The organism is Lysobacter sp. CC-YZS074 (assembly GCF_056739745.1).
The window spans coordinates 84,706-106,200 of sequence record NZ_CP200301.1 but is presented as its reverse complement, the minus strand read 5'-3'; the positions used below and the strand labels follow the sequence as shown (position 1 = coordinate 106,200).

Genomic DNA, 21,495 nt, shown 5'->3' with positions numbered 1-21,495 from the left:
GGAACGGCTTTCGATGAACTGCTGATTGGATTCCCGGCGGTTACCAGCCGAAGCCGGCGCCGACGCCGACCGAGGTGTCGTCACCGCTGAATGCGCCGCCGAAGGTCACCGTGGCGCGCTCCGAAAGCGCGCGCTGGTAGCCCAGCGAAAGGGCGGCCGCGCCGTTCTGGAAGCCCACGCCCATGCCGACCCGGTTGGCGGTGTTGATGCCCGCCGCGCTGGTGGCCATGTTGACCATCGCGGCGTTCATTGCGCCCATCTGGTCGAAGCGGTGGTCGTTGCGGGCGAATTGCTGCTCGACTTCCCCGCGCAGGGCCTGGAAGTCGTCGTCGAGCATCCCGAAGCGCGCGTCGGTGTAGGCATTGGCCGAGCTGAGCGTGGCGGCCGAGCGCGTATCGGTGTAGCTGCGCGAGCTGGCCAGGGTCGCCGCGTCGCCCGCATTGACCTGCGCCACGTTGGCCGCGTCGGTGGCGGCCACGCCGGCGGCGACGTGGGTCACCCGGCGCTGGTTGTCCGCCGAGCCGACCGACACCGTGTTCGCCTCGTCCGCCACCGAACCCTGTCCGAGCGCGACCGCTCCCGCGGCGGTGACCGACGCGCCCTGGCCCACTGCGGAGCCGCCGGTGGCGGTCACACTGGTGTCGGCACCGATCGCGATGGCGTTGTCGGCCGCCGGATCGACGAAGCTGTTGTTGCCCACCGCGGTGCTGTTGGCGGCGCCCACCACGGCGTTGTGACCGATGGCGGTGTCGTTCGGGTCGGCGGTCGAGCTGCCGTCGCCGACCGCCACGCCGGTGCCGGTGCCGCGGGACGGACCCGCCGGTCCCTGCGGACCTTCAGGACCGGCCGGGCCGGTGGGACCGGCGGGCCCCTGCGGTCCCGGTGCCAGCTCGATGGTGTCGATGCCGTCCTGCAACGCGCTCAATCGCTCGTCCACCGCCGCGAACGCCGCGCCGACATTGCCGTAGCTGTTGCCCTGGATCATGTAGCTGGGCGGGGCGAACACGCCGCCGACCACGCCGGCGCCGCCGCCGAGTACCGAGGCGACGTTGCCCAGCTGCGCAAGGTTGACCGCGTCGGTGGCCAGGGTGCCCGCGGCGACATTGACGATCTGGCGTTCGCCGCCGGCGTCGCCCACCGAAACCGTGTCAACACGGTCCGAGATCGAGCCGGCGCCGAGTGCCACGCTGTTGGTGGCAACGGCCACGCTGCCCTGGCCGATGGCGGTACCGAGTTCGCCGACCGCCATGCTGTCCGCACCCACCGCACTGGAGTCCTCGCCGAACGCGTAGGCGGCGTTACCGACCGCGGTGCTGTTGGTGCCGCTGGCGGTGGACAGACCACCGACCGCGGTCGCGAAGGCGCCGCTCGCTTCGGACGCGAAGCCGACTGCCGCCGAAGCCGTGCCGCTGGCGACGCTTTCGGCGCCCAGGGCGGTCGACAGCTCGCCGCTGGCAAGGCTGTAGAACCCTTCCGCGGTCGACTCGGTGCCCGATGCCTCGGCCAGTGCACCGGTCGCGACGCTGCCCTCGCCGCTGGCAATGCTGGCGGCGCCACTGGCGGTGCCGTACAGACCGCTGGCGTCGCTTTCGGCACCGGTCGCCGTGCCGTACTCGGCCGACGCGATCGCGTTGGCGCCGGTGGAGGTGGCGTTGGCGCCGGTGGCCTGGCTGCCGGCGCCGTAGGCACTGGCGTTGTCCGCGACCGCGACCGAGTTGAATCCGCCGGCGGTCGAGCGGTCGCCGATGGCGACGGCGCCGGAGCCGCTGGCGCTGGCGCCTTCGCCGATGGCGCTGCTGGCCGAACCGACCGCGGTGGCGTAGTCCCCTTCGGCATACGCGTTCGATCCGGCAGCCAGCGACTCCTCGCCGGCCACCATCGCCTCACCCTCGCCGGTGGCCTGGAAGTGGCGGCTGGTCTCTCCCGCCGCGGCGGCGACGGCATTGAGCTGGTCGAGGTTCACCGCATCGGTGCCCTCGGTACCGGCGGCGACGTTGGTGATCTGCCGTTCGCCACCGGCCTCGCCGACCGACACCGTGTTGGCACGGTCCGCGACCGACCCCGCACCCAGGGCGACACTGCCCTCGGCAGCGGCGTTGGCTCCGTAGCCGATCGCGGTGGCATCGGCCGCGGCGGCCCACGAGGCGCCGCCCAGCGCGGTCGAACCGGCCTCGTCGGCGCTGCTCAACCAGCCCATCGACAGGCTGTAGTCGCCACTGGCCCAGGCGCCGTTGCCGAACGCAGCCGAGCCGTAGCCGCTGGCTTCGGTGGAGAACATGCCCATGCCGGTACCGCCTACGGCGGTGCTTTCCTCGCCGACGGCCTGGCTGTATTCGCCGACCGCGGTGCTGCTGGTGCCGGTGGCGGTGGCGGCCGCGCCGACCGCGGTGGCGTAGTCGCTGGACGCGACCGAACCGTAGCCCAGTGCGGAGGACAGGAACCCGCCGGCCTCGCTGAAGCCGCCGAAGGCGCTGGCACCGTCGGCGCCGGCGATGCTGCTGTAGCCCACCGCGGTGGCCTGACCGCCCGTGGCCGAAGCCGCGGCGCCGCTGGCCAGGCTGTAGGCGCCACCGGCCTGTGCGCCGGCGCCCAGCGCCGTCGCGCCGACCTCGGTGGCGGTGGTGGTCTGCTCGAACAGCACTTCGCCGTTCTCGTCGAGCACGTACAGCTGGCCGCCGACGGCGGTGCTGGAGTCGGCCGCCGCTTCGCTGCCGCTGCCGTTGGCGACGCTGTTGGCACCGGTCGCGCTGGCGTTGTAACCGCTGGCCGAGGCGTAGTCGCCCATCGCCAGCGCGCCGCTGCCGAAGGCCGACGAACCGATGCCGAAGGCCGAGCTCGACGAGCCGACCGCGGTCGAGTAATCCGCGCCGGCGTAGGCATTGGAACCCGAGGCCGTGGCCTCCTGGCCGTCGGACAGTGCTTCGCCCTCACCGGTCGCGTCGAAGAAGCGCGAGGTGTACTCGGCGACCTTGGCGACCTCGTTGAGCTGGTCGAGGTTGACCGCGTCGGTCAGCTCCGTGCCGGCGGCGACGTTGGTGACCTGGCGCTCGTTGCCGGCATCGCCCACCGAGACGCTGTTGTCGCGCTCGGCGATCGAGTTCGCTCCCAGGGCGACGCTGTTGCTGGCGCTGGCCTCGCTGTAGTAGCCGACGGCCGTGCTGTCATCGCCCAGTGCGGTGCTGTAGTAGCCGACCGCCGAGCTGTTGTCGCCGCTGGCCCAGCTGTTGGCGCCGAGGGCCGAGCTGTTGACGGCCGGAGCGTAGGCGAAGTAGCCCAGCGCGGTACTCATCCCGCCGGAGGCTTCCGACAGCGTGCCCGCCGCCGTGCTGTATTCGCCCGCGGCAATCGCGCCGGCGCCGAAGGCCGCCGAACCCAGCCCGCTGGCCTGCGTATAGACCAGCAGGCCCAGCCCCGGAATGAAGTCGGCAGGCCCGCCCACCGCGACGCTGTAATCGCCGGTGGCACCGGCGGCATGGCCGAAACCGGACGCATATTCACCGCTGGCGATGGCGCCGTAGCCGAATGCCGACGTGGCCGTGCCCATGGCCTCGCTCAGCACGCCGACCGCCGAACCGCCGACGCCGGCGGCAAGACTGCCGGCGCCGACTGCGGTGGCACCCAGCTCGGAGGCGACGGTGTTGACCTCGATCGGGTTGCCCGCGGCGTCGATGGCGTCGACCTTGCCGCCGATTGCCACGCTGGAGTCACCAATGGCTTCGCTGCCGCTGCCGTTGGCGACGCTGTTGGCGCCTACCGCGCTGGCGTTGTAGCCGTTGGCCGAGCTGTAGTCGCCCAGGGCGATCGCCCCGCTGCCGAAGGCCGACGAACCGGCGCCGAAGGCCGAGCTCGACGAACCCACCGCGGTGGCGTAATCCGCACCGGCATAGGCGTTGGAGCCGGCCGCGACGGACTCTTCGCCATCGGCGATCGACTCGGCGTCGCCGGTGGCCTTGAAGTGCAGGTCGGTGTTCTCCGCGACATCGGCCACCGCATTGAGCTGGTCCAGGTTCACCGCGTCGGTGCCCTCGGTGCCGGCGGCGACGTGGGTGACCTGGCGCTCCGCACCGCCGCTTCCGACCGACACGCTGTCGGCACGATCGGTTTCCGAGTTCGCGCCCAACGCGACGCTGTTGTCATCGATGGCCAGGGCATTCACACCGACCGCGACACTGTTGGCGCCGTCGGCATAGCTGTTGTGGCCGAGCGCCGTGCTGTACTCGCCGGTGGCCCAGGCGCCGTTGCCGAACGCCGAGCCGCCGGTGCCCGAGGCCTGCGTGCTGATCAGGCCGAAGAACGTGGTGCCGCCGACCGCGGTGCTCTCGTCCCCCATGGCCTGGCTGTACTCGCCGACCGCCGTGCTGCTGACGCCGCTGGCCGTCGCCGCCGCACCCACCGCGGTGGCGTAGTCGGTGGAAGCGACCGAACCGTAGCCCAGCGCCGAGGACAGGAACCCGCCGGCCTCGCTGAAGCCGCCGAAGGCGCTGGCACCGTCGGCGCCGGCGATGCTGCTGTAGCCCACCGCGCTGGCCTGCCCGCCCGTGGCCGAAGCCGCGGCGCCGCTGGCCAGGCTGTAGGCGCCGCCGGCCTGTGCGCCGGCACCCAGCGCCGTTGCGCCGACCTCGGTGGCGGTGGTGGTCTGCTCGAACAGCACTTCGCCGTTCTCGTCGAGCACGTGCAGCTGGCCGCCGACGGCGGTGCTGGAGTCGGCCGCCGCTTCGCTGCCGCTGCCGTTGGCGACGCTGTTGGCACCGGTCGCGCTGGCGTTGTAACCGCTGGCCGACGCGTAGTCGCCCATCGCCAGCGCGCCGCTGCCGAAGGCCGACGAACCGATGCCGAAGGCCGAGCTCGACGAGCCGACCGCGGTCGAGTAATCCGCGCCGGCGTAGGCATTGGAACCCGAGGCCGTGGCCTCCTGGCCGTCGGACAGTGCTTCGCCCTCACCGGTCGCGTCGAAGAAGCGCGAGGTGTACTCGGCGACCTTGGCGACCTCGTTGAGCTGGTCGAGGTTGACCGCGTCGGTCAGCTCCGTGCCGGCGGCGACGTGGGTGATCTGCCGCTCGTCGCCGGCATCGCCCACTGACACGCTGTTGTCGCGGCTGGCGACCGAGTCGGCACCCAGGGCAACGCTGTTGGCGCCGCTGGCGAGGGCGCCGCTGCCGACCGCGGTGCTGTCACTGGCGGTCGCCTCGGCATCGCCGCCGAGCGCGGTGCTGCTGCTGCCGGTGGCCGCGCTGAAGTTGCCCACCGCGGTGGCGTTGAACGCGCTGGCGTCGGCAAAGCCGCCGACCGCCGTCGCATAGCCGCCGTCGGCGGACGCCGACATGCCCAGTGCCGCGGAGGAGTAGCCCGCCGCGCTGCTGTCGGCGCCGGTCGCGACGCTGCCGGTCCCGGCGGCACTGGCGCCGGAGCCGGCGGCAAGCGCGTTGGTGCCGGTGGCGCTGGCTTCTCCGTCCCCGTTCGCGCGGAAGTAGCGGTCGGTGTTCTCCGCCAGCTCCGCGACTTCCTCCAGCTGGTCGAGGTTGACCGCGTCGGTGCCCGCAGTGCCGGCCGCGACGTGGGTGATCTGGCGCTCGTCGCCGGCGCTGCCCACCGACACGCTGTCGGCGCGATCGGCCACCGAGCCGGCGCCCAGCGCGACGGTGTTGGTCCCCACCGCGATCGCGTTCGCGCCGATGGCGCTGGTATCGCTGCCGACCGCCCTCGCACCCATGCCGATCGCGGAGGCGTTGGTGCCTATCGCCCTGGCGGTCGCACCCAGCGCCGTGGCGCCGGTGCCGTCGGCCTGGCTGAGCGCACCGGCCGCAGTCGCGAGAACACCGCCGGCTTCAGCGCCTTCGCCGCAGGCGAGCGCCATGGTCCCGTCGGCGCTGGCCGTCATCGCGGCATCGCCGCTGGTATCGCAGACCTCCGCAGCCAGCGCCGGCATGCTGAGCACGCTCAGCGCCGTGGCGAGGGCGAGGTAAAGGGCGGCGCGCGGTGCGGCGGACGGGTGTGCGGGAACGACGGACAGACGCGACGTACGGACGTGCTTTCGAGCGGACATTGAGTGATCCCCTTCGCAGATTCCATTCAGAGCACCGCCGGCCGATGTGCCGGGGTAGCCCCCCTGTGCGCCTTCCTGGCGTTCGTCAGCACCCGAATGACCGGGGCCGGGGTTCGCGTCGCTTGTACTACCGGACACGAAATCGAACGGCCGGAGAGCGCCGCAGCCGGTGCGAGGGCACTGGCTGCGTTGGCCGTAGCGATATCACAGAAAATGACCGGACCGTGAACAGAATCCGACAATTTGCGTCACTTCAGGACGCTTGGCGCGCTGAAAGCCTTCTGTGGCGGGGAAATTGCATGACGCCAATCACAAAATATTTGTGCGATGCACCATGATTGGGCGCAGTGTGTCAGCTTTCCGTGTCGTGGAGCGTCAACTTTCCAGCAGCGCTCGGATCGCGTCGAACCCGGCCTTCGCCCGCTCCTGCTTGCGGGCCGCATCGGCCACCGGGTCGGCGCCATCGCGCTGGACCTCGTCGGCGGGCAGTTCGTCGAAGAACCGGCTCGGCTTGAGGCGCAGCAGGTCGCCCCATTTCTGCGCCTGTTTCGAGTACGACAGCCACAGCTGTTCCTTGGCGCGGGTGATGCCGACGTACAGCAGCCGGCGCTCCTCGTCGATCCGGCCTTCCTCGATGCTGGCCTCGTGCGGCAGGTTGCCGTCGTCGACGCCGACAATGAACACGTAGCGGAACTCCAGCCCCTTGGCGCCGTGCAGCGACATCAGCCGGACCTGGTTGCCGGCATCGCCCTTGTCGGCGTGCGACAGCAGCGCGAGCTGCGCGGCGAGTTCGCCCGGGCCGGAGCCCTTGCCGCCGTCGAACCAGCCGGCCAGCTCCTCAAGGTTCTGCTTGCGGCGCTGGTAGCCCGCCTCGTCCTTGCACTGGGCGCGGATCGACTGCAGCAGGCCCGAGCGCTGGGCCAGCTCGCGCACAAGTTCCGCCGGGGTCAACCGGCGGGCGTCGTCGCGCAGGCCGCGGACGATCGTCGCGAAGCCGTCGAGCGCGTTCGCCGCGCGTGGCGGCAGCTGCTTCAGCGCGCCGACCGACTCGATCGCGCGCGACATCGGCATGTGCGCGCGCTGCGAGAGTTCGGCCAGCTTCGCCAGCGTGGTCGCGCCGACCTCGCGCTTGGGCGAGGTGACCGCGCGCAGGAACGCCGCGTCGTCGTCCGGGTTGGCGATCAGCCGCAGCCACGACAGCGCGTCCTTGACCTCGCCGCGCTCCAGGAACGCGGTGCCGCCGGTCAGGTGGTAGGGGATGCGCAGCAGCTGCAGCGCCTTCTCCAGCGCACGCGACTGGTGGTTGCCGCGGAACAGGATGCAGAAATCGCTCCACGGCGCCTGTTTCGCGGTCGCGGTGAACTGGATCTCGGCGGCGACCTTCTCGGCCTCGTGGGCGGCGTCGCGGCATTCCCAGATGCGGATCCGCTCGCCGTCGGCCTGGTCGGACCACAACGTCTTGGGGTGCTCGTGCGGGTTGTGCGCGATCAGCGCGTTGGCCGCGCGCAGCACCCGGTTGGAGCAGCGGTAGTTCTGCTCGAGCTTGATGATCTTGAGGTCGGGGTAGTCCGACCCCAGCGCGAGCAGGTTGTCCGGGTTGGCGCCGCGCCAGGCGTAGATCGACTGGTCGTCGTCGCCCACGCAGGTGAACAGCCCGCGCGGCCCGGCGATCGCCTTGAGCAGGCGGTACTGGGCGTCGTTGGTGTCCTGGCACTCGTCGACCAGCAGGTAGCCGATGCGCTCGCGCCAACCCAGCGCGCAGTCCTCGTCGGACTCCAGCAGCTGCACCGGCAGTCGGATCAGGTCGTCGAAGTCGACCGCGTTGAAGGTGCCCAGCCGCGCCTGGTACAGCGCGTAGACGGTGGCGGCATCGACCTCGCGTGCACTGCGCGCCTCGGCCATCGCCTGCTCGGGCGACAGTCCGGCGTTCTTCGCGCGCGAGATCAGGTTGCGCATGTCGTCGAGCGCGTCGGGCTTGGTGCCGGTGCCGAGCAGGTCCTTGATCTGCGCCGCGCTGTCGTCGCTGTCGAAGATCGAGAAGCCACGCCGCAGGCCGAGCTTTGCGTGCTCGATCTGCAGGAATTTCAGCCCAAGCGCGTGGAAGGTGCAGATCGTCAGCCCGTCGGCCGCATCGCCGCGAATGCGCTTGGCGACGCGCTCGCGCATTTCCTTGGCGGACTTGTTGGTGAAGGTGATCGCCGCGATGCGCTTGGCCGGCATTCGCCCGGACGCGATCAGGTGCGCGATCTTCTCGACGATGACCCGGGTCTTGCCGCTGCCCGCGCCGGCGAGCACGAGCAGGGGGCCGTCGGTGTGCAGGACGGCGGCGCGCTGGGGGGGGTTGAGACCGTGCATCGGACGCGGGAAACCGGGTGGTGCGGCCCGGCATTCTAGCCGGCGGTGCCCGGCCGGACTGCGGGTGGCGACGCACTCCCGACGCTAAACTGCGCCCCATGGCGAAGCTCTATTTCTACTACTCGGCGATGAATGCGGGGAAGACCACGACCCTGCTGCAATCGGCGTACAACTACCGCGAACGCGGCATGCGCGTTGCCATCCTCGCCCCGCAGCTGGACGACCGCGCCGGGCGCGGCACGGTGGCGTCGCGGATCGGGCTGAGCGCGGCCGCGATGGCGTTCGACCCGGAGCAGGACCTGCAACGGCTGGTGGAGTCCGACATCGCCGCGCGCGGGCCGCTGCACTGTGTGCTCGTGGACGAATCGCAGTTCCTGCGCAAGGCGCAGGTCTGGCAGCTCAGCGAGGTGGTCGACGCGCTCGGCATCCCGGTGCTGTGCTACGGGTTGCGCACCGATTTCCGCGGCGAGCTGTTCGAAGGCAGCCAGTACCTGCTGGCGTGGGCCGACGAGATCAGCGAGATCAAGACCATCTGCCACAGCGGCAGCAAGGCGACCATGAACATGCGGGTCGACGCGCAGGGCCGCGCGGTGCGGGAGGGGCCGCAGGTCGAGATCGGCGGCAACGAGCGTTACGTATCGGTGGCGCGGCGCGAGTACAAGAAGGTGATGCGCGGCGAGGGCACGATCGAGCCGCTGCAGCCGCCGTTGCCGCTTTGAGGCACGGATAAGCGGACGCAGCCGCGTCAGCCGCCGGCGAGGGCCGCCGGGTCGATCGTCGGCGCGTCGCACCCGGTGCGGATGGCATCGACCTCGCGCCGCAGCGTGCCGCCTTCTGGCAGGTCCGCGCGCAGACGCAGATCGAGTTGCTGCAGCTGTTGCAGCACCGCGGCGCGCTGCGGGCCCAGGCAGCGCAGCCCCGCGGCGAAGGCGCCGGCGCGCCATGCGATCCGGCGCAGCTCGATGTGGTCGCCGGGTAACCCGGCCAGGGCGTCCAGCTGGGCAAGGGCGGCGTCGGTCAGGCGCGGGTCGCCGGCATGGCGCGCGCGGTGGTAGGCCAGGGCGAGCTCCGCGCGACGGGTGGCCGGGTGCCGGTCGCCATGGGCGCGGCGCGCGGTGTCCACGGCCTGCACGAGGCGCTTGCCGCCGTTGCCGACGTCGCCCAGCGCGATCTCGACTTCGCCCAGCAGGCGCTGGATCTCGCCGACCGCGGCTGGCCCGCCGCCGCCACCGCCGCGCCGGAGGCGCAGTTCCAGCGCCTCGAGCAGCAGCGGGTGGGCCGGATGGTGTTGGCCGGCGGCGTGCAGCACCGTGGCGAGATCGACCAGCGCGTCGGCGACCGGCCCAGGCTGGCCGGCCTCGCGGCGGATCGACAGTGCGCGGCGCAATGCGTCCTCGGCTGCCGGGAGATCCCCGCGCTCCCATGCGACCAGCCCGAGCCCGCGATAACTGCCGGCGAGTTCCAGGTGCTGCTCGCCGAAACGTTCGGCCAGGCGCTGCCGGCTCTCGCGCAGCTCGGCCTCGGCTTCGGCGTAACGGCCCTGGTCGAGGTGGATGGCGGCCAGTTGCCGCCGGACCGCCAGCGTGGTGGCGTGGTCGAGCCCGTTGACCTCTTCGGTAATCGCCAGCGCGGTCGCCAGCGCCTCCTCGGCGCCGCCGAGGTTGCCCTGCGCACGCTGCAGGCGGCTGAGGTTGCGGTGGATGTCGATCAGCAACGGGTGGCGGTCACCGGCTTCGCGGCGCAGCTGGCCGCGCGCCGCCTCGAACTCGGCAAGGGCGGTACGGGTCTGGCCGACATCGGCGTAGAGCCCGGCCAGGTCCATCAGGTTTTCGACTTCGCCGACGCGGTCGGCGTGGTTGTCGCGCCGTAGGGCGAGCGAACGTTCGAACAGCTGGCGCGCACCCAGCCGTTCTCCGGTCGCGCGCCGGCAGCGGCCCAGCTGCGAATAGAACTCGGTGACCTGCGGCGGCAGTTGCGCCTGTTCACTGCGGGCATCGGCCAAGGCCGGCTGCATCAGTTCGATGCACGCGCCGGCGTCGCCGAGCAGGCGCAGCACGCGCCCGCGCTGGGTCAGCGACTCCAGCCGCAGGCTGCCCGGCACGGTGCCGGCGGCGGCGATCAGCGCGGCCTGCCGGTCCAGCAGCGCCTTGGCTTCGATGTAGTCGCCCAGTCCGATTCGCAGCCGCGCGATCACCCCGAGCACCTCGGCGAGCGCGCGGGGCTGGCGGCCGAGTTCGCGGTCGCCGCGCTCGACCGCGGAGGCGAGCAGCCGGCGCAGGTCGAGCGGCTCGCCGTCGCGGGTGCCGCCGGCGCGCTCGAACACGCCGATCATGAAGTCCTGCATCGCCTGCGCGCGCGCCGCCTCGCGCACCGCCTCGCGCGCCTGCCAGGCGACCACGCCGAGCGAGGCGGTCAGCACCAGCGCGGTCAGGGTGCCGGTCGCCAGCGCCCAGCGGTGGCGGCGCACGTACTTGGCGCAGCGGTAGCCGACGCTCTGCGCGCGGGCGTGCACCGGTCGCCCGGCCGCGTAGCGTTGCAGGTCCTGCGACAGCGCTTCGACCGACGGGTAGCGCTGCTCGGGCTGCTTGGAGAGCGTCTTGAGGACGATGTTATCGAGGTCGCCGGACAGCGCCCGGGCGTGGCGCCGCATGGCCGCGGGGTCCACACCGCGGGTGGCGCCGTCGGTCCGCTGCACCGCCTGCGACGGGCGCAGCGGGTCGTGGGCGAGGATCGCCTCCTCCCATGCCGCGTCGCTGTCGCGCTTGGGCCGGTACGGCTTGTGGTCGGTCAACAGCTCGTAGAGCACCACGCCGAGCGCATACACATCGGTCATGGTGGTGACCGGTTCGCCGCGCACCTGCTCGGGCGCGGCGTAGTGCAGGGTGAACGCGCGGGTGCCGGTGCGGGTCTGGTCCGGGGCCGGTTCGGTGTCGAGCAGCTTGGCGATGCCGAAATCGAGCAGGCGCACTTCGCCCGCCGGCGTCACCAGGATGTTGGACGGCTTGAGGTCGCGGTGGACGATCAGGTTGGCATGGGCGTGGCTGACGGCGTCGCAGATCTGCTCGAACATCCGCAGCCGCACCGGCAACGGGGTACGGTGCTCGCGGCAGTAGTCGGTGATCGGCGCACCGTCGACGTACTCCAGCGCGAGGTACGGCAGGCCGTCGTGGCTGACGCCGGCGTCGAGCAGGCGGGCGATGTGCGGGTGGGCGAGGCGGGCGAGGATCTGCCGCTCGCGGGTGAAGCGCAGGCGCAGGTTGGTGTCGGCCAGGCCGGGGCGCAGCAGCTTCAGCGCCACCCGCCGCTGGTACAGGCCGTCGGCGCGCGCGGCCAGCCAGACCTGGCCCATGCCGCCCTCGCCCAGCAGCCGTTCGAGCCGGTACGGCCCGACCTCGCCACCGGGCAGTACCCCGCGGTGCGGCGCCATGACCGGTTCGGCGAGGAAGCTCTCGCGACCCTCCTCCAGGGCAACCAGTGCCTCCAGCTCGTCGGCCAGGTCCGGTTCCTGCGCGCGCAGCGCCTCCAGCCGGCGCGCGCGGGTGCCGGGATCGAGCTCGAACAGCTCGTCGAGCAGGGGCGACAGGCGCTGCCAGCGGGCGGTGTCCATCTTCAGCGGCGGGCGCGGCGTTGGGACGTCATCGCGGTCTCCTGGTCATCCGCCGACCCGTGGCGGGTGTGTGCCGGTGGGGCTCGCACGCGTTCGCGAGCGTCAGTCCTGCAGAGACGCCAGCAGGAACAACCGTGCCTTCTGCCAGTCGCGGCGGATGCTGCGTTCGGAGCGTTCCAGCAGCGCGGCGATCTCCAGCTCAGACAGGCCGGCGAAGTAGCGCAGCTCCACCACCTGCGCCAGCCGCGCGTCGACCGCCCCCAGCTTGGTCAACGCGTTGTCCAGAGCGAGCATGTCCTCGTCGAGCCGCAGCCCGCCTTCCAGATCCTCGGGCAGGTCGGTGACGCGGTGCAGGTCGCCGCCGCGCTTCTGCGCCAGCCGCTGGCGCGCGTAGTCGACCACCACCGAGCGCATGGCCGAGGCGGCGTAGGCGAAGAAGTGTGCGCGGTCGTCGAACCGCGCCTCGCGCCGGCCGGCGAGCTTGAGGTAGGCCTCGTGCACCAGCGCGGTCGCGTCCAGGGTCTGCCCGTGCTGGCCGGCGAGCTGTCGCCGGGCCATGGTGTGCAGTTCCTGGTAGAGCGTGGCGAGCACGCGATCGAGCGCGCCGCGGTCGCCGTCGCGGGCTGCATCCAGCAGTTGCGTGATGTCGGCGCTGGCGCCCATGCCGATGTCAGCCATCGTCATCCCCATGGCAAGTGCCCGGACTATAGCGCGTCCGATTGCGACTTGGCGCACGGTTTGTGGCACCGGAATTGCTAGGCGGTGCGCGCCGGCAAAGGTGCGCCTAGCGCTGGCAGCGGCCGCACCAGACCGTCGCGCGCTGGCCCAGCAGCGCCTGGTTGAGTGGCCGCCCGCAGGACGGGCACGGTTGCCCGCCGCGCCCGTAAACCGACAGCTCCTGCTCGAAGTAGCCGGGCGCGCCGTCGGGGCTGATGAAGTCACGCAAGGTAGTGCCGCCGCGCCCGATCGCGTACTCCAGGATCCGCTTGACCTCGCGCGCCAGGCGGTCGTAGCGCTCGCGCGCGATGCGCCCGGCCGGCCGCAGCGGCGAGATGCCGGCGGCGAACAGCGCCTCGGCGGCGTAGATGTTGCCGACCCCGACCACGACCGACTGGTCCATCAGGAAGTTCTTCACCGGCCCGCTGCGGCCACGCGACAGGCGGAACAGATGGCCGCCGTCGAACGCCTCCGACAGCGGCTCGGGGCCCAGGCCGGCGAGCAGCGGATGGACGGTGCCCGGCGGCTGCCAGAGCAGGCAACCGAACCGGCGCGGGTCGTTGAAGCGCAGCACCCGTCCGCCCTCGATCGCCAGGTCGACGTGATCATGCGCGCGCACCGGCGTGTCGGCCGGCAGCACCCGCAGGCTCCCCGACATGCCCAGGTGCAACAGCGCGCTGCCGGCCACGGTGTCGAGCAGCAGGTACTTGGCGCGGCGGCGTACCGCGTCGATGCGCTGCCCCGGCAGGACGTCCGCCACTTCCGGCGCGATCGGCCAGCGCAGGTCGGCGCGGCGCAGCGTGGCGCCGGCCACGCGGCGGCCTTCCAGGTGCGGCGCGAGACCGCGGCGGGTGGTCTCCACTTCGGGCAGTTCAGGCATGGCGGAAGCTTAGCCGCGGTCGCCCCGCCGGCGGCGCAGCGCGGCTGAACGCCACGGGCGAACCGCTTGCGCACGTCGCTGAACGACCCCATCACGGAACCGGTCCATACCCGCGTGATTGCCGGCGTACGGTGGCATCATGGTCGAGGGGTCGTACTGGTCGGCTTCCTGCGGACCGGCGCCGGACTGGCGCCACACTCTTCAGCACCGCATCCCTTGTTCCGGAGTTCCGACGCAATGCCCGCTTCCCTGCTCGATTTCCTTGCCGGTGGCCTGTTCCAGGCCGGCTGGGGCGCCCTCGCGCTGTACCTGCTGGTCGCGACCCAGCTGACCATCTTCTCGGTCACGCTGTACCTGCACCGCAGCCAGGCCCACCGCGCGGTCGACTTCCACCCGGTGATCGCGCACTTCTTCCGGTTCTGGACCTGGCTGACCACCTCGATGATCACGCGCGAGTGGGCGGCGATCCATCGCAAGCACCACGCCAAGTGCGAGACCGAGGAAGACCCGCACAGCCCGCAGGTGAAGGGCATCAGGACCGTGTTCTGGCGCGGCGTCGAGCTGTACCGCGAAGCGCGCGGCGACCGCGAGTCGATCGAGAAGTACGGCAAGGGCTGCCCGGACGACTGGATCGAGCGCCACCTGTACACGCCGCACGCGACCATGGGGCCGACCCTGCTGCTGTTCGTCAGCTTCGCGCTGTTCGGTTTCGCCGGAGTGGCGGTGTGGGCGATCCAGATGCTGTGGATCCCGTTCTGGGCGGCCGGCGTGGTCAACGGCCTCGGCCACTGGTGGGGCTACCGCAACTTCGAGACCACCGACACCGCGACCAACCTCACCCCGTGGGGGGTGTGGATCGGCGGCGAGGAACTGCACAACAACCACCACGCGTTCCCGAGCTCGGCCAAGTTCGCCCTGCGCAGGTTCGAGTTCGACATCGGCTGGAGCACGATCAGGGTGCTGCAGGCGGTCGGGCTGGCGAAGGTGCTGCGCGTCGCGCCGTCGCTGGACGTGCGCCCCAACATCGCGATGCCCGACGGCGAGACCCTGAAGGCGCTGCTGGCGATCCGTTTCCAGGCGATGACCGACTACTACCGCAAGGTCACCCTGCCGACCCTCCGCGAAGGCGGCTCGAAGTTGCCCCGTACGCTGCGCAAGGGGCTCGCCGACGGCGGCCGGTGGCTCGACGACGACAAGCGCGCACGCCTGCAGGCCTGGTTGGCCGAGCGGCCGAAGATGGCGACCCTGGCCGAGTACCGCCAACGCCTGCAGCAGGTGCTCGACGACCGCTCTCACGATGCCCAAACCACGCTGGCTCGCCTGCAGACATGGTGCGCCGAGGCCGAGGCCACCGGTATCCAGTCGCTGCAGCAGTTCTCGGCGCGGCTGAAGGGCTACACGCTGGTGCCGGCGCGCGCCTGAGTCTCCATCGATGCAGGTCCGTACACGCATAAGGCCCGTTCCTTCCGGTGCGGGCTTTTTGTTGTCGCCCGTTGTGGCGTTCGCGGTGCTGGCGGCGATCGCGACGGGTGCGACCGCACAGGTTGCCGCGCCCTCGGCCTACCTGCAGCGGATCGACGCGGACGGCAGCGGCGATGTCTCGCTCGCCGAGTACCAGCAGTGGATGGGTTACGCGTTCGAGCGCATGGACAGCGACGGCGACGGCATCCTCGCCGCGCACGAACTGCCCGGTGGGCGCGGTCGCGCGGTCAGCCTGGTCGACCACCGCGCTGCGCTCGCCGCCGCGTTCGGGCGGCAGGACGCCGACGGCAATGGCGTGCTCGATGCCGCCGAACTGGCGTCGCCGCCGCGCTAGATCAGGCGGCGGTGGTTGGCGTGCGTTGGACGCATCCGATGGTCATCACGTCAATCGGGGCGCCGCTGGGATCATCGCCCGTGTCGCCGCGCGGCTTCGTGCGTTGCGGTCATGCCGCCTGTGGATCGAGCTGTGGCGCGTTGTGGTGGTCCGGATCGAGCACGTAGTCCAGCAGGTCCTCGTCGGCGGGATGACGGTCGTTGAGGAACACGCTGATGTCGCCGGTCACCTCGAGTACGGCGCAATGCACCTGCGACAGCGAGCGCGCGCCCTTCATGCGCAGCTCGGCGTACAGCTCGCGGCGGGTGGTGCGCTCTTTTTTCAGCGCATCGAAGTCGACCACGCCGTCGCGCACCAACACCCGCGGGCGCGATTCCATGTAGTCGCGCAGGAGCTTGGATTTCTCCGCCAGCAGTTCCAGCACCATGGTCACCAGAGTGACGCCGATCAGGATCAATGCCGCGTACGCCAGCGGGACGCTCGGGTACAGCAGGGCGTCGCCGGCCGCCGAGCCCAGCGCGATCAGCAACATCTGCTGCATCGGGCTCAGGTCCTGCTGTCCGCGCTTGCCCATCAGCCGCATCACCAGCATCAGGATCGCGAAGATCACCAGCACCTTGAAGCCGATCTCGAGCAGGTAGAGCCTCGGCGCTTCGCCCAGCAGCAGGCGGTCCCAATCGAACACGCGAAAGTCGGTTTCCATCATTCCATCCTGGCCTTGTGATGGCTCTTGTTAGCCGGCCGCCGGGCAAGGCACGGTGATGGCGATAGCCGGGTGCGACAACGCCGGCACGGGCCGGCGTTGTCGGGATCCAGATGGAACGTAACTACCTTGTGATGTCGACCTTGTAGGTCTCGCGCAGGAACAGCGAGCCGATCACGAAGGTCATCAGCGCGATCACGATCGGGTACCACAGGCCGTAGTAGATGTTGCCGGTGGCGGCGACCAGCGCGAACGAGATGGTCGGCAGGAAGCCGCCGAACCAGCCGTTGCCGATGTGGTACGGCAACGACATCGAGGTGTAGCGGATCCGGGTCGGGAACAGCTCGACCAGCCACGCCGCGATCGGGCCGTAGACCATGGTCACGTAGATCACCAGCAACGTGAGGATGGCCAGCACCATCGGCTTGTTGATGCGCGCCGGGTCGGCGCCCTCCGGGTAGCCGGCGGCGGTCAACGCGCCCTTGAGCGAGGTGCCGAACGCGGTGGCCTGTTCGGCGGCGGTGGCCTTGGCCAGCCCGGTGGCCTCGTAGCTGCCGACCTCGGCGTCGCCGATCATCACCGTCGCGGTGGTGCCGGCCGGCGCCTCCTGCACGGTGTACGGCACGCCGGCCTTGGCCAGGGCCGCGGTGGCGATATCGCACGAGCTGGTGAACTGCTTCTTGCCGACCGGATCGAACTGGAAGCTGCAGGTGTCGGGGTCGGCGATCACCACCGCCGGCGCACTGGCGCTGGCTTCCTCGATCGCCGGGTTGGCGTAGTGGGTCAGGCCCTTGAACAGGGGGAAGTAGGTCAGCGCGGCGATCAGGCAACCGGCCATGACGATCTTCTTGCGGCCGATCCGGTCCGACAGCCAGCCGAAGAACACGAAGAACGGCGTGCCCAGCGCCAGCGCACCGCCGATCAGCAGCCAGGTGGTGGTCGCGTCGACTTTCAGCGACTGGGTCAGGAAGTACATCGCGTAGAACTGGCCGGCGTACCAGACCACCGCCTGGCCGGCGGTGGCACCGAGCAGCGCCAGCAGCACGATCCTGCCGTTCCTGCTGAAGAAGCTTTCGGAGATCGGCGCCTTGGACGTCTTGCCTTCGGCCTTCATCTGCTGGAACAGCGGCGACTCCGACAGCTGCATGCGGATCCACACCGACACGCCCAGCAGCACGATCGACAGCACGAACGGAATGCGCCAGCCCCACTCGTTGAACGCCTCGGTGCCGAGCACCGTGCGGACGCCCAGGATCACCACCAGCGACAGCAGCAGGCCGACGGTCGCCGTGGTCTGGATGAAGCTGGTGTACAGGCCGCGCTTGCCGTCCGGAGCATGCTCGGCGACGTAGGTCGCGGCGCCGCCGTACTCGCCGCCGAGCGCCAGCCCCTGCAGCATCCTCAGCACGATCAGGACGATCGGCGCGGCGATGCCGATGCTGGCGTAGCTGGGCAGGATGCCGACCAGGAAGGTCGAGATGCCCATGATCACGATGGTCACCAGGAAGGTGTACTTGCGCCCGATCATGTCGCCGATGCGGCCGAACACGATCGCGCCGAACGGCCGCACCGCGAACCCGGCGGCGAACGCGAGCAGGGCGAAGATGAAGCCGGTGGTCTCGTTGACCCCGCTGAAGAACTGCGCGGCGATGATCGCCGCCAGCGAGCCGTACAGGTAGAAGTCGTACCACTCGAACACGGTGCCCAGGCTCGACGCGAGGATGACCTTCTTGTGGCCCTGGGTGAGGGTGCCGGCCGGCGGCGCGGCGGCGGAGCTGATGGTGGACATGGTGGTGCTCCTCTAGAAGCTGTACTTGACGTGGGTCTGCAGGCGGTTGAGCTCGCCCGCATCGCCGTTCTCGAGCTCGCGTTTGCCCCAGATCAGCTCGGCGCCGACCTCCAGCTTGGGCAGCACGGTGTAGATCAGATTGGCGTGTGCGGAAGACGCGGCGCGGGTGATACCCAGCCCGGTCAGCTCGACCGGGTTGTCGTATTCGGCGAACGAATAGAAGACGCTGCCGCGCAGCTTCGGACTGAAGACATGGCGCCAGGCGGCGAAGCCGGAGACCACGTCGATGTTCTTGATGCCGAAGTCCTCGGCGAGCACGGCGTCGTTGTTGAGCGCCAGGCCGACGTAGCGGCCGATGCCGCTGCCGGCGGTGACCATGTAGCGGAAGTCGTCGCTGGCACCGACGTTGAACCGGCCCGACGCGCTGACACCGAAGCCGCTGCCGTCCTCGCTGATGCCGAGCGGCCCGTTCTGGTACTTCAGCTGGCGCGCCAGGCCGGCAATGCCGAAGTGGCCCCAGTCGCCCTTGGCGGTGTAGCGGGCGGTGAAGTCCGGCACCGCGCCGTCGTCGCTGGCCACCGCCGCCATGCCGCCCTGGTACGGGGTGAGCATGGTCTCGGGGTTTTCGACCGAGAACGAGAACGGGCCGTTGGTGTAGCGCAGCTGGGCCTGGCGCACGAACACCGTGCCTTCGGTCGGGCCGACGAAGTCGACCGCGTCCGGCAGCGCCGCGGCGTCCTGGAAGTTCGACCAGGTCTGGCCGGCCAGCCAGTTGTTCCACTGCACGTAGGCGTGGCGCAGGGTGACCGCGTAGGTGTTGGTGGCCGCTTCGTTGCCGGTGAACGCGGTGCTGCCGCCGCCGTAGAGGTCGAGTTCGAAGTAGGACTTGAGCTTGTCGCCGCCATCGAGGTCGGTGTCGGTGCCGAGCCAGAAGCGCGAGTAGTGCACGCCCATGTCGGTGTCGGCGCCGCTCTCGGCGGTGGCGCCGCCGCCGACCGGGATGGTCTTGGGTACGTAGAACGTGCGGCCCACCGTGCCGTCGGCGATGTCGCCGTCGTTGGTCCGGGTGACCGACGAATCCATCTTGATAAAGCCGCCGAAGCTGAAGCGGGTCCCCGGGTTGGCGGTCGGCAGGATCGGCGTTGTCTGCACGATGGCCGGAGCGGCCGAGATGGCCGGCGTCACCGGTGCCGGCGCAGCGGTCATCGGCACCGCCTCACGCTCGGCGACCAGTTGCTGGACCATGCGTTCCAGTTCGGCGACGCGCGCCTCCAGTTCGATTTCCTTCGCGCTCTGGGCGAAGGCCATCCCGGGCAGCGTCAGGGCGACCAGCAGCGCCGCGGCGAGCGGGCGTCTGCGGATCGCGTGACTGCGCGGCAAGGCAGTACTCGTGGACATTCTGGCTCCCTCCCGATGCCATGCGGATGCACGGACCGGCCGAGCCTGCGGTGACATCGCAGTGCACCACCATTCGCCATTGGTCGAATGACGCGCCGGCTTACGACCATCGTCTAAGACCGGCGGCGGCGCGGGCGCGGGGGCGGATGCGGCACACTGGCCCGGCGGCGACCACGACGTGCCGCGACCCGGTCACCGTCCCTGGAGTGCGCCATGAACCCGACCCCCACCGTCCATCCGGTCGATTCCGCCTTCGCCGCCAACGCGCGCGTGACACGGGACGAGTACGAGCGCCTCTACGCGGAATCGGTGGCGCAGCCTGACGTTTTCTGGGGACGCATCGGCGAGCGGCTGGACTGGCTGAAGGCGCCGACCGTCATCAAAGACACCAGCTTCGACCTGCACGATTTCCGCATCCGCTGGTACGCCGACGGCGAGCTCAACGCCAGCGTCAACTGCCTGGACCGCCACCTTGCCGGGCGTGGCGACAAGACCGCGATCGTGTTCGAGCCCGACGACCCCGAGGGCGCGGCGGAGAACATCAGCTACCGCGACCTGCACGCCCGCGTGTGCCGGGCCGCCAACGCCCTGCGCGCGCTCGGGGTGGAGAAGGGCGACCGGGTCACGATCTACCTGCCGATGATTCCCGAGGCGGTGGTCTCGATGCTGGCGTGTGCGCGCATCGGTGCGGTCCATTCGGTCGTGTTCGGCGGCTTCGCCCCGAACTCGATCGCCGACCGCGTCGCCGACTGCGGCAGCAAGCTCATCATCACCGCCGACGAGGGCCTGCGCGGCGGCAAGCGCATCCCGCTCAAGGCCAACGTCGACGCCGCGCTCGGGCTGCCAGGCACCAACTCGGTAGAAACGGTACTCGTGGTGCGCCACACCGGCGCCGCGGTCGACATGCAGATGCCGCGCGACCGCTGGTTCGATGCCGTGGTCGACGGCCAGCCGGCGCAGTGCGAGCCCGAGCGCATGAACGCCGAGGACCCGCTGTTCATCCTCTACACCTCCGGCAGCACCGGCAAACCCAAGGGCGTGCTGCACACCACCGCCGGCTATCTGGTGTACTGCGCCTACACCCACGAGGCGGTGTTCGACCTGCGCGAGGACGACGTCTACTGGTGCACCGCCGACGTCGGCTGGGTCACCGGCCACAGCTACATCGTCTACGGGCCGCTGGCCAACGGCGCGACGGCGCTGGTGTTCGAAGGCGTGCCGAACCACCCGGACAGCTCGCGCTTCTGGCAGGTGATCGACAAGCACCGGGTCACGATCTTCTACACCGCGCCGACCGCGATCCGCGCGCTGATGCGCGAGGGCGACGAACCGGTGAAGTCGACCTCGCGCGCTTCGCTGCGGCTGCTGGGCAGCGTCGGCGAACCGATCAATCCGGAGGCGTGGCGCTGGTACTTCGAAGTGGTCGGCGATTCGCGCTGCCCGGTGGTCGACACCTGGTGGCAGACCGAGACCGGCGGAATCATGATCAGCCCGCTGCCGGGCGCGACCGACCTCAAGCCGGGCTCGGCGACGCGGCCGTTCTTCGGCGTGCAGCCGGCGCTGGTCGATCCCAACGGGCACGAGCTCGAAGGCGAGGCGGCCGGCAACCTGGTGATCAAGGACTCGTGGCCGGGCCAGATGCGTACGGTCTACGGCGACCACCAGCGCTTCATCGACACCTACTTCCGCACCTACCCGGGACGCTATTTCAGCGGCGACGGCTGCCGCCGCGATGCCGACGGCGACTACTGGATCACCGGCCGGGTCGACGACGTGATCAACGTCAGCGGCCACCGCATCGGCACCGCCGAGGTCGAGAGCGCGCTGGTGTCGCACCCGAAGGTGGCCGAGGCGGCGGTGGTCGGGTTCCCGCACGACGTCAAGGGACAGGGCATCTACGCCTACGTGACGCTGGTCGCCGGCGAAGCCAGCAGTGATGAACTGCGTGCCGAGCTGGTGCGCCACGTGCGCGCCGAAATCGGGCCGATCGCCACCCCTGACCACCTGCAGTGGGCGCCCAGCCTGCCGAAGACGCGCTCGGGCAAGATCATGCGGCGGATCCTGCGCAAGATCGCGGAGAATGCGCCCGACCAGCTCGGCGACACCAGCACGCTGGCCGACCCGTCCGTGGTCGAGCGCCTGGTCAACGAACGGCGGGGCGCATAGGCGGCCCGACCTGGGCACACT

Annotated in this window: 12 protein-coding genes; 4 read left to right on the top strand and 8 right to left on the bottom strand. The window is 70.6% G+C overall.

Annotated features, from left to right (window positions below; all coding sequences use genetic code 11):
* Window positions 1-40: 40 nt before the first annotated feature.
* Window positions 41-6,043, bottom strand: a complete 6,003-nt coding sequence (locus tag U8331_RS00430) for an ESPR-type extended signal peptide-containing protein (RefSeq protein WP_481131672.1) — start codon at window positions 6,041-6,043, stop codon at window positions 41-43.
* Window positions 6,044-6,418: 375 nt separating this feature from the next.
* On the bottom strand, window positions 6,419-8,398 hold the full coding sequence (locus tag U8331_RS00425; RefSeq protein WP_481131671.1) for a UvrD-helicase domain-containing protein: 1,980 nt from the start codon (window positions 8,396-8,398) through the stop codon (window positions 6,419-6,421).
* 98 nt (window positions 8,399-8,496) lie between these two features.
* On the opposite strand from U8331_RS00425, the gene U8331_RS00420 reads away from it, so the two are divergent.
* On the top strand, window positions 8,497-9,117 hold the full coding sequence (locus tag U8331_RS00420; protein ID WP_481131670.1) for a thymidine kinase: 621 nt from the start codon (window positions 8,497-8,499) through the stop codon (window positions 9,115-9,117).
* Window positions 9,118-9,143: 26 nt separating this feature from the next.
* Here the strand turns inward: U8331_RS00420 and U8331_RS00415 are convergent, their stop codons facing one another.
* The 3 genes from U8331_RS00415 to mutM form a co-directional block, all read right to left on the bottom strand.
* Window positions 9,144-12,005, bottom strand: a complete 2,862-nt coding sequence (locus tag U8331_RS00415; RefSeq protein ID WP_481131669.1) for a serine/threonine-protein kinase — start codon at window positions 12,003-12,005, stop codon at window positions 9,144-9,146.
* 102 nt (window positions 12,006-12,107) lie between these two features.
* Complete coding sequence (locus tag U8331_RS00410; RefSeq protein ID WP_481131668.1) at window positions 12,108-12,683, bottom strand: ECF-type sigma factor; 576 nt, start codon at window positions 12,681-12,683, stop codon at window positions 12,108-12,110.
* A gap of 106 nt (window positions 12,684-12,789) precedes the next feature.
* On the bottom strand, window positions 12,790-13,602 hold the full coding sequence (gene mutM, locus U8331_RS00405; protein WP_481131667.1) for a bifunctional DNA-formamidopyrimidine glycosylase/DNA-(apurinic or apyrimidinic site) lyase: 813 nt from the start codon (window positions 13,600-13,602) through the stop codon (window positions 12,790-12,792).
* A gap of 237 nt (window positions 13,603-13,839) precedes the next feature.
* Between mutM and U8331_RS00400 the strand changes: the two genes are divergently transcribed.
* Together U8331_RS00400 and U8331_RS00395 are read left to right on the top strand one after the other, a co-directional pair.
* Window positions 13,840-15,024: a DesA family fatty acid desaturase gene (locus U8331_RS00400; RefSeq protein ID WP_481131666.1), complete on the top strand. Its 1,185-nt coding sequence runs from the start codon at window positions 13,840-13,842 to the stop codon at window positions 15,022-15,024.
* Window positions 15,025-15,082: 58 nt separating this feature from the next.
* Entirely contained in the window at window positions 15,083-15,418 is a 336-nt protein-coding gene (locus U8331_RS00395) for an EF-hand domain-containing protein (RefSeq protein ID WP_481131665.1), read from the top strand.
* 109 nt (window positions 15,419-15,527) lie between these two features.
* Here the strand turns inward: U8331_RS00395 and U8331_RS00390 are convergent, their stop codons facing one another.
* The 3 genes from U8331_RS00390 to U8331_RS00380 form a co-directional block, all read right to left on the bottom strand.
* Window positions 15,528-16,121, bottom strand: coding sequence for a DUF421 domain-containing protein (locus U8331_RS00390; protein WP_481131664.1), 594 nt, complete (start codon window positions 16,119-16,121; stop codon window positions 15,528-15,530).
* A 124-nt stretch (window positions 16,122-16,245) separates the two neighbouring features.
* A complete protein-coding gene (locus U8331_RS00385) occupies window positions 16,246-17,910 on the bottom strand; it encodes an MFS transporter (RefSeq protein WP_481131663.1) in 1,665 nt (554 codons plus the stop codon).
* A 12-nt stretch (window positions 17,911-17,922) separates the two neighbouring features.
* Entirely contained in the window at window positions 17,923-19,308 is a 1,386-nt protein-coding gene (locus U8331_RS00380) for a DcaP family trimeric outer membrane transporter (RefSeq protein WP_481131662.1), read from the bottom strand.
* A gap of 213 nt (window positions 19,309-19,521) precedes the next feature.
* Here U8331_RS00380 and acs point away from each other — a divergent pair, with 213 nt between their 5' ends.
* The gene (gene acs, locus U8331_RS00375) at window positions 19,522-21,474 is read left to right on the top strand and encodes an acetate--CoA ligase (RefSeq protein ID WP_481131661.1); all 1,953 of its coding nucleotides are present in this window, start codon (window positions 19,522-19,524) and stop codon (window positions 21,472-21,474) included.
* The last annotated feature ends 21 nt before the right edge of the window (window positions 21,475-21,495 follow it).